The 8799-nt window shown below is 50.9% G+C and carries 9 protein-coding genes and 1 tRNA gene; 8 read left to right on the forward strand and 2 right to left on the reverse strand.

Going from position 1 to position 8799, the window contains the following annotated elements:
* Nucleotides 1–77: 77 nt before the first annotated feature.
* The 6 genes from rph to ACAN55_RS08390 all read left to right on the forward strand — a co-directional run bounded on the left by rph (nucleotide 78) and on the right by ACAN55_RS08390 (nucleotide 4724).
* Nucleotides 78–836, forward strand: a complete 759-nt coding sequence (gene rph, locus ACAN55_RS08365; protein ID WP_379130734.1) for a ribonuclease PH — start codon at nucleotides 78–80, stop codon at nucleotides 834–836.
* Nucleotide 837: 1 nt separating this feature from the next.
* Nucleotides 838–1485: an XTP/dITP diphosphatase gene (locus tag ACAN55_RS08370; protein ID WP_379130908.1), complete on the forward strand. Its 648-nt coding sequence runs from the start codon at nucleotides 838–840 to the stop codon at nucleotides 1483–1485.
* 208 nt (nucleotides 1486–1693) lie between these two features.
* Nucleotides 1694–2128 (forward strand): NfeD family protein, encoded by a 435-nt coding sequence (locus tag ACAN55_RS08375; protein WP_379130736.1) that lies wholly within the window; start codon nucleotides 1694–1696, stop codon nucleotides 2126–2128.
* On the forward strand, nucleotides 2128–3063 hold the full coding sequence (locus ACAN55_RS08380; protein ID WP_379130738.1) for an SPFH domain-containing protein: 936 nt from the start codon (nucleotides 2128–2130) through the stop codon (nucleotides 3061–3063). The genes ACAN55_RS08375 and ACAN55_RS08380 overlap by 1 nt, the downstream gene beginning before the upstream one ends.
* Before the next feature lie 234 nt (nucleotides 3064–3297).
* Nucleotides 3298–3753 carry a cupin domain-containing protein gene (locus ACAN55_RS08385; protein WP_379130740.1) on the forward strand — a complete coding sequence of 152 codons (456 nt, stop codon included), beginning with the start codon at nucleotides 3298–3300 and terminating at the stop codon, nucleotides 3751–3753.
* Nucleotides 3754–3887: 134 nt separating this feature from the next.
* The gene (locus ACAN55_RS08390; RefSeq protein WP_379130743.1) at nucleotides 3888–4724 is read left to right on the forward strand and encodes an aldo/keto reductase; all 837 of its coding nucleotides are present in this window, start codon (nucleotides 3888–3890) and stop codon (nucleotides 4722–4724) included.
* 212 nt (nucleotides 4725–4936) lie between these two features.
* Here the strand turns inward: ACAN55_RS08390 and ACAN55_RS08395 are convergent, their stop codons facing one another.
* Nucleotides 4937–5761, reverse strand: coding sequence for a CPBP family intramembrane glutamic endopeptidase (locus ACAN55_RS08395; RefSeq protein WP_379130745.1), 825 nt, complete (start codon nucleotides 5759–5761; stop codon nucleotides 4937–4939).
* A 91-nt stretch (nucleotides 5762–5852) separates the two neighbouring features.
* Nucleotides 5853–7697 carry an asparagine synthase (glutamine-hydrolyzing) gene (gene asnB / locus ACAN55_RS08400; protein ID WP_379130747.1) on the reverse strand — a complete coding sequence of 615 codons (1845 nt, stop codon included), beginning with the start codon at nucleotides 7695–7697 and terminating at the stop codon, nucleotides 5853–5855.
* Nucleotides 7698–7841: 144 nt separating this feature from the next.
* On the opposite strand from asnB, the gene ACAN55_RS08405 reads away from it, so the two are divergent.
* Together ACAN55_RS08405 and ACAN55_RS08410 are read left to right on the forward strand one after the other, a co-directional pair.
* Nucleotides 7842–8198, forward strand: a complete 357-nt coding sequence (locus ACAN55_RS08405; RefSeq protein ID WP_379130750.1) for a hypothetical protein — start codon at nucleotides 7842–7844, stop codon at nucleotides 8196–8198.
* A 131-nt stretch (nucleotides 8199–8329) separates the two neighbouring features.
* Nucleotides 8330–8403, forward strand: a tRNA-Arg gene (locus tag ACAN55_RS08410).
* The last annotated feature ends 396 nt before the right edge of the window (nucleotides 8404–8799 follow it).

Here is an 8799-nt window from a genome sequence, read left to right on the forward strand (position 1 = left end):
TCAAAAAGATGCTTTCTTGCCTGCTCTTTGGTAGAATAAAGGTTGCTTTAAATGAGCTGACGTAGGAGGCAGAAAAGATGAGAACAAACGGGCGGAATGACGACCAGCTACGGTCATTGACGATAACAACCCAAACGAATAAATATGCTGAAGGATCCGTAATCATTGAGATGGGCGATACCAAGGTGATTTGCACGGCAACCGTGGATGAGAAGGTTCCGCCGTTTCTTAAAGGACAGGGGAAAGGCTGGGTAACGGCCGAATATTCGATGCTTCCCCGGGCCACCCAAACACGCAACCAGCGTGAAGCCGCGCGCGGCAAGCTGACAGGGCGGACGATGGAAATCCAGCGTCTAATCGGACGGGCGCTCCGTTCTGTGGTGAATCTGCATGCACTGGGCGAGCGGAGCATTACGCTCGACTGCGACGTCATTCAGGCGGACGGAGGTACGCGGACGGCTTCGATTACAGGTGCTTTTGTAGCGATGGCATTTGCCATTAACAAAATCGCCCTGCAGCACAAGCTTGCCGTGTTTCCGATAACAGACTACCTGGCAGCCATTAGTGTAGGCGTGGTAGGCGATAAAGCACTGCTTGATTTGAATTACGAAGAAGATTCCAAAGCCAAGGTTGATATGAACGTAGTCATGACTGGCGGAGGCGCTTTTGTTGAGTTGCAAGGAACCGGAGAAGAGAGACCTTTCACGCGCCAGGAGCTGGATCAGCTGCTTGGGCTTGGCGAGAAAGGGATCTATGAACTGATTGAGGCTCAGAAGGAAGCCTTAGGGGCTATTGCCCTCAAAATTCCAAGCGGCCAGCCGGGCCAAGTGGTCTAAGATGGAGTCCGCCGGCGGAATTCTCATTGTTGCGACGAAGAACCAGGGGAAAGTACGTGAATTTCAGCATGCCTTTGCACCCCTTGGACTGACGGTCCAAAGCATGTTCGATTATCCGAACCTGCCGGATGTTGTGGAGGACGGGGGTACTTTTGCGGAGAATGCACGGAAGAAATCGAAAGCTGTAGCCGATGCGCTGGGGCTTCCGGTTCTCGCAGACGATTCCGGACTTTGTGTAGATGCACTGGACGGCCGACCGGGTGTCTATTCGGCCAGATATGCCGGGGAATCGGCTGGCGATGAAGCCAATAACCTGAAGCTGCTGGATGAACTGGAGCGGTTGAAGCAGGGTGAGGATACAGGCCAGCCTCTGCTGAGCACGGCCCGGTTCGTATGTGCTTTATCACTCTACGATCCAACGACCAACCGGGAGTGGACTGCGGAGGGCAAGGTAGAAGGCTGGATCACGTCTGAGCCTGCCGGTGGTGGAGGTTTTGGTTATGACCCGCTGTTCTACCTGCCGGATTACGGCAAAACCATGGCTGAGCTTACCATGTCAGAGAAGCAGGAGATCAGCCATCGCGGCACTGCGCTGCGGCTGTTGACAGAGAAATTATCCTCCGGGTATGTACCGCCTGGACAAATATGAAATGGAATAACTAACGGAGAAGAAGCTTGCAGAATAGGCGTGTGCCTGAATCCTGCAGGCTTTTTTTCATAATGCAGCTCCTTGTGAACCGGTCTCTGTTGATGAGAAGGACAGCGAAGCGATTTCTTCCTCAGGATCATAAAACTTTTGCAACGCATTGCCGTTTATTTCGTTATAGTAGTATATAGCGGAAGGGGTGGGTTCACCGATGGTTGTCTGGGTATTCTGGTTGATTGCAGCCGGTGTCCTGTTTGTTGTAGAAATGATGACGCTTACGTTCTATCTGCTGTGGCTGTGTATTGGTGCTTTGACTGCGGCTCTGATATCCCTGATATTTCCGGATGCATTCTTGCTGCAGGTTGTCTTAGGCTCATTGGTTGCTTTAGGGCTCACTTTGTTCTCGAAGCCGCTGGTCGAGCGGTTCCGCACATCACGCGGATTCAAGGACATAGGAACTGAGATCGTCGGCCGGCAAGGTGTGGTGGTGGAGCCAATCGAGTTGGGCCAATACGGGCAGGTGAAGGTTGGCGGAGACACATGGAGTGCAACATCACTTCAAGCATTTGGCAAAGGTGAAATTGTTAGGGTTGTGAGAAGAAGCAGCACCATTATTGAAGTAGAACGATGGGGGGAAACAAATTAATGCAATGGCCTATTATTGCGGTTGTACTTATCGTAGTCGTCGTATTCGTAGCTTTAACAGTCAAAATTGTACCGCAGCAGCGCGTTGGGGTTGTGGAACGTCTCGGTAAATTTCACCGTCTGCTCACACCGGGTCTTAATATTCTAATTCCAATCATCGACCATGTCCGGACGTATCACGATCTGCGTATTCAACAGGCGAACGTGCCTCCGCAAACGGTAATTACCAAGGATAACGTACAGGTGCAGATCGACACGATCATCTTCTATCAGGTTGTAGGACCGGAAGAAGCCACATACGGCATTTCCGATTATGTATACGGGGTACGGAACATTTCAACGGCCACCATGCGGCAAATTATCGGTAAGCTGGAGCTGGATGAAACCTTGTCCGGACGTGAAAAAATTTCCGCTGATATCCGCCTTGCGCTTGATGAAGCTACCGAGAAGTGGGGCGTACGGATTGAACGGGTGGAAGTCATCGACATCAAACCACCGGTAGATATCCAGGAAGCCATGGATAAACAGATGAAAGCAGAACGCAGCAAACGGGCAATCGTCCTGGAAGCGGAAGCTGCCAAACAGGATATGATCCTGCGTGCGGAAGGCGACAAGCAGAGCAAGATTCTGAAGGCGGAAGGTGACAAGGAAGCACGTATCCGTCAGGCGGAAGGTCTGCGTCAGGCTCAAGAGCTGGAAGCACTAGGTCAGGCCAAAGCGATTCAGGCTGTAGCTGAGGCTGAGAAAATCCGTATCGGATTGATCAGTTCTGCAGGGCTGGATGAGCGGACACTGGCTTATCAATCCTTCGAAGCGCTGGGAGAAATCGCAAAAGGTCCAGCCAACAAAATCTTCCTGCCAACCAGTGCAGTCGAAACTTTGGGAAGTCTGGGTGCGATCGCCGAAATTTTCAAAGCCAGCAAGGATGGCAAGTAAAAAGCTATTGTACAATTGCAGCGTATTCCGTTAAAGTAAATAACACAACGATTAAGGCTTACGAAGCCGTTTTGTTTGTGATCATATCTGCAAGGCGAAAGTTGATATAACAAAGCGGATTTACATAACCCAATGAAGCAGATGCTTACGAAGCGAGTTTTGCTTCGCAAAACTTAAAGCACATGCTTACGAAGCAAGTTTTGCTTCGCAAAACTTTTAGGAGGTTTGAATAACGTGACTCAAAAACAAATATCCCCCCTTGTAGAGGCTTTGGGGCTGGAGCCGCATATTGAAGGCGGCTGGTACAAACGACTATGGAAATCTTCCTTCGACATCCCGCAGGAGGTGCTTGGCGGCAAGTATTCCGGAGTCCGGGCATCGGCTTCCTCGATCTACTTCCTTCTGCACGCCGATGAAGCTTCTGAATGGCATACAGTGCTCTCCGATGAGATCTGGCTGTGGCATTCCGGAAGCCCGATTGTGCTCAGCCTTGGCGGGAGCGGGGACCAGCCTGAAGATGTGCAAGAGGTTATACTGGGTCTGGATGTCGCTTCCGGCCAGCAGCCACAGGTGGTAGTTCCTGCGGGAGTATGGCAGGCCGCGCGTCCACTCGGCGAAGAGCCTGTGCTTGTCTCCTGTATCGTATCCCCGGAATTCCATTTTGACGATTTCAAAATGATTGAGAAATAAGAAATGACAAAGTCCCGCAATCCATTTAGGTGGATTGTCGGGACTTTCTTTGCTTTTTGGTAACGGTGGAATGATCTGATATACTTAATTTTGGGTAAGCTTATCCAAATCAGATAGGGTTGGAGGGTATAACGATGACTCAATTGAACGGACCATTTTCAGGAGGACCTACACTGAATGACGGCGTTACGATGCCATGGCTAGGTCTTGGAGTATGGCAGACTAAAGACGGAGATGAAGTAATTCATGCGGTTAAAGCAGCAGTGGAAACCGGATACCGAAGTATCGATACCGCAGCCGGGTACAATAACGAAGATGGGGTTGGACAAGCTATCCGTGAATGTGGAGTTCCGCGGGATGAGTTGTTTATAACGACGAAAGTCCGCAACCCCGATCAGGGTTATGAATCTACGCTACAGGCATTTGAAGTCAGCCGGCGCAAGCTTGGGCTGGATGTTATCGATCTTTACCTCATCCATTGGCCGGTGAAGGGCAAATACCTGGATACCTGGAAGGCGCTAATTCATCTACAAAAGGAAGGGTATATCAAATCCGTCGGCGTGAGCAATTTTCAAGTTCATCATCTGAAGGATATTATTGAGGATACAGGCGTAGTACCTGCGGTGAACCAGGTGGAGTTCCACCCACTGTTGACGCAGCGTGAGCTTTTAGCATACTGCCGTAAGCAAGGGGTTCAGCTTGAAGCATGGAGTCCGCTCATGCAGGGCCACCTGGATCTGCCGCTTCTGTCAGAGCTGGCTGCCAAATACAACCGGACCCCGGCACAAATTGTACTCCGGTGGGATCTGCAGCAGGGTATAATCACGATCCCGAAATCGGTACATGCCGAGCGCATCGCTGAGAACGCAGGAATCTTTGACTTCACGCTTAGTGATGAGGATGTAAAAGCCATTGAAGATCTGAACCAAAACCATCGTTTTGGCCCGGATCCGGATAACTTTAACTTTTGATTAATAGAGCCCCGTTCCGCCGAAATGATGTTTTCGGCAGGACGGGGCTTTTGTGTGAAATAGGGATTAATGAGCAAGTTAGCTCTGAAAATCCTTTTGGGTAAGGCAAATGGGGTGAAGCAGGTAGAATGAAGGGGAGAGATACCGCTGAGTAAGGCAAAAGAGCCAATTCAAGCGGAATCACCGGTAGAAATACCGCTGAATATCAGCTACTACCTCTTAGGAGGATTCTTGCGTCTGCCCAAAGTCCGCATCAGCAGGATGCCATGCACAATGACCAGCATGCTGCACACCATCGCCATTACTTCGGCGGCCTGATCGCTTGCGGTGAGCAGGTCGAAGATACCATGCCACACAATAACGGGAATAATACTCCACTTGCTGCCAGCGCAAATCCAGGCCAGCACCACCGAACCGTAGGTCAGACTGATCGCCCAGCCCAGTACGCCAAATCCCATGCCAAGATAGCTTTCATTGAACCAGAACGCAGGCAGATGCCAAGCCATCCAGATTACAGCAACGATCAACGCCGAGGTGAAGAGAGAGTAGCGTCTATGGAGTTCGGGAAGCAAAAAGCCGCGCCAACCGCTTTCCTCCCCTATGCCAAAGGTTAACATCCATACGAGAGAGGTCATCCATAGATTAAAACTTGGTGGAAGATCGGAGGTCAATCCGAACTGGTTCATATCCGGCCAACTGCCGGTAATGAACATATGCGCCACGATGGCGATGCCGCCGTAAGACAGGGGAAGAAGGAAGGCGAGCAGAAGCCATTTTTTCGGAAAAGCAAATGAAAAGAGCGTCCTCAGCCAAGCTCTAACGCCTGCTCCACCTGGTCTCAACCTGGTGATAATTGCTCCAAGCAGCGGCCCAAATGATCCCAGATAGAACTGCCCCGGCAGCACCGAAAGGCCGGCATCCCACTGCCGGTTAAGCAGCAGCGGAAGCCAGCACAGCCATGTGAAACCGAAGGTTACAGCAATAAACAGGATCAGATTGCTTCTATACCGATTATTAGTACTGACATTGATTTTCATTCCGGAGAAACTCCTTCACATATAGATAGTTCCTCTCTTAGTTGTAGAGGATTTATCTCCCGAAGGATGTGGGGAATATCACGGATCTCTTTCAGCGGATACTCACATTGTATGACCGAAGCCACAGGTTGACCTGAGACAGATAAGCGAACAGCTGCGGGCCTGACATTAGCTGCCCGAACCAGGGCAGATTACTGGAAGACTCCGGGGACGCAGCGATCTCGCGGATTTTGGCAGCATCAATTAGAGGTAGAATCGGCGAGCTCGCATCATCGAGTATGTTCAGCATTTGCTCGCGTACGGCGTTCAAATAAGCAGGATTATGCGTTTTGGGATAAGGGCTTTTTTTGCGATACAGCACATCATCCGGCAGAACGCCTTCAAGGGCTTTGCGCAGGATGCCTTTTTCGCGGTTGCCTGTCGTTTTGATCTCCCAGGGAATATTCCAGACATATTGTACAAGTCGGTGATCGCAATATGGCACACGTACCTCAAGCCCGACGCCCATACTCATACGGTCTTTACGATCCAGCAGTGTCGGCATAAAACGGGTGATATTCAGGTAGGACATGACGCGCATCTGCTCCTGCTTCCCGGTTTCGCCAGCAAGCTTAGGCACCTCGGCTACGGCATCACTGTACCGGTCTCCCAAGTATTCCAGCGGCCGGATCCATTCATTGATCTCCGGAGATAGCAGTCCTGCCCGCATTTTAGGTGCTACCGACCACGGGAAGGTTCCCGAGGAGAGCATATCCTCACGGTGGAACCAGGGATATCCGCCAAAGATCTCGTCAGCGGCTTCGCCTGAAATGGCGACCGTGGCCTCTTTTTTAATCTCCCGGCAAAATAAATAAAGCGAAGAATCCACATCCGTCATACCGGGCAAGTCGCGTGAATACAGTGCGTTATCTAAAGCCGCAACGAGTTCCGGGGTATCGAAATCCACATAGTGGTGGTTCGTATTCAGTTCATCAACCATCCGTTTAATCCACGGGCCGTCTGCGCCGGGCTGGAAGGAATGGCTTTTGAAATGCTTGTCGTTGTCGACGTAATCAACAGAGAAGGTATCTACACGTCCCTGTCCTGTCCGTTTATAATAATCAACCGCCAGAGCAGTTAGTGCACTGGAATCCAGCCCTCCGGACAAAAGCGAGCAGACCGGAACATCCGAAACCAGCTGGCGCTCGAGAGTATCTTGAAGGAGTTCACGTACTTTCGCTGCGGTCTCTTCAACGGTATCGGTATGGGTATTGCTTTCAAGCTTCCAATACGCATACGACCGCAGGCCCTCCCGGCTGTAAATCATGGCATGACCCGGGCGCAGCTCCAGCATGTTCTTGTATACTCCATGCCCCGGTGTACGCGCTGGTCCAATGATGAAGATTTCAGCCAGACCTTCCGGCCCGACAGCCGGTTCAACCTTCGGATGCTGCAGTAAAGCTTTAGGTTCGGAGCCAAATATAAATACATCATCTACCTGACTGTAGAACAGCGGTTTGACCCCCAGCCGGTCGCGGGCAAAAAAGACATGATCCCGTTGGCCGTCCCAAATGGCAAAAGCGAAGATACCGTTCATCTTCTCTACCGATTCCGGCCCCCATTCGATGTAAGCATGAAGCAGTACCTCGGTGTCACATTCCGTCCGGAAGTGATGCCCGCGCTGTACTAATTCTTTTTTTAGTTCAGGAGCATTATAGAGCTCACCGTTATATACAATTGCGTATACATTCTCCTCATGGCGGGTAATCATGGGTTGAGCACCGTTCTCGGGATCAATAACGCTAAGTCGGCGATGTCCAAAAGCACAAGGACCTGATATCCAGGTTCCTGCTGCATCGGGACCGCGGTTGGCCAGGGTTTCGGTCATTCTCACGAGCAGCTGTGAATGCTGTGTCAAGTCCCCGCGCCACTGGATAAATCCGGTTATTCCGCACATGATGGTTCATCCTCTCTTTGTGTGCGATTGTTGTCCTTGCTTTTTTGCCAAGTAATACAGATATATGCCGAAGGAAGGCATAAAATGTATGTCCTTATCCGAACACTAGGGGGTAGTGATTTTTGCAGAAGGGATGGATGACAAGTGTATTACATTAAGGATGCCAAAATCCGCAGAATGCTGGACTTCGATGGTGCACCATGTGCCGAGGTGGGTGTTTTGCCTGGTGCGGTGAGCGATTCGCCGCTTTTGGTATATATCGTGGAGGACCGGCGTGAAGAGGGATTTGAGATTGTCCGCATATTGACCAATGATGCCGACATCACATCGGACTGGTTTGACAACAATATGCATCAGGCGTTTGAGGATGTGACGGTTAGCGCATTTGAGGGTAGCCCTATTATGACGCCGGAGGATGAGCGGTCCAAGTTCCAGCGGGAACTGCTGATTTATGGCAATCTGAAAAAAGAGCTGGAGGCGCATTTCAGGCGGTATCCTTGATGGATATCGCCTTAATTCTGAACGTTCCTCTTGAGTAAAGTGCCACCTCTACCCAAAATATTCATCTGCAGTCTTGAAATATTCGCTCAATCGGTTATAATATATAACGTTGCCTTAAATCCATAAATCATGTCCCGGTAGCTCAGCCGGATAGAGCATGCGCCTTCTAAGCGCACGGTCGGGGGTTCGAATCCCTTCCGGGACGTCACACAAAGCCTTCCTTTCGGAAGGCTTTTGTGCGTTCCGGGGGAGAGAACCCCCGTTGGGTTCGTTGGAGCATACGCTACGTTAGCAACTACTTCGCAATCCGCCCGAAAGGGCGGTATCCCTTCCGGGACGTCACACAAAAGCCTTCCTTTCGGAAGGCTTTTGTGCGTTCCGGGGGAGAGAACCCCCGCGGGTTCGTTGGAGCATAAGCATCGTTAGCAACTACTTCGCAATCCGCCCGAAAGGGCGGTATCCCTTCCGGGACGTCACACAAAGCCTTCCTTTCGGAAGGCTTTGTGCGTTCCGGAGGGAACAGTCTACATCCGGTCCGGCAGCGGCAGACCAAGCACCTGGAGCGCATCACCCAGAGTTTCAGAGAATGTATATGTCAGCC

Source organism: Paenibacillus oryziterrae (assembly GCF_042610485.1).
Classification (GTDB): Bacteria; Bacillota; Bacilli; order Paenibacillales; family Paenibacillaceae; genus Paenibacillus_AQ.